The organism is Bacillus sp. SIMBA_154 (assembly GCF_046536015.1).
In the GTDB taxonomy this organism is placed as follows: Bacteria; Bacillota; Bacilli; order Bacillales; family Bacillaceae; genus Bacillus; species Bacillus pumilus_P.
In genome coordinates this window covers 1-289 of record NZ_JAWJBV010000165.1, presented here as the reverse complement: position 1 = coordinate 289, position 289 = coordinate 1, and the positions used below count along the sequence as shown (strand labels likewise).

General features: G+C 65.4%; 1 pseudogene. It reads left to right on the top strand.

Annotated features, from left to right (window positions below):
- Positions 1-289 (top strand): annotated as a pseudogene (locus R0K30_RS21585) (ammonia channel protein); the annotation flags it as partial.

Here is a 289-nt window from a genome sequence, read left to right as displayed (position 1 = left end):
GTACGGATTCAACGGAGGCTCCTCGGGCGGCATCAATGAGAGCGCGGGCGTCGCGCTGACGAACACCCTTGTCGCGGCCTGTTCGGGTCTGCTCGGATGGCTGATCGTCGAACGGGTACGTCGCGGCTCGGCCACCTCTCTCGGCGCGATCTCGGGCGTCCTCGGAGGGCTGGTGGGAATCACCCCGGCGGCCGATTCCGTGTCACCGATCGGCGCCGTCATCATCGGACTCATCGCCGGAATGATCGCCTTCTTCACCCTCGGGCTCAAGGATAGGCTCGGATATGAC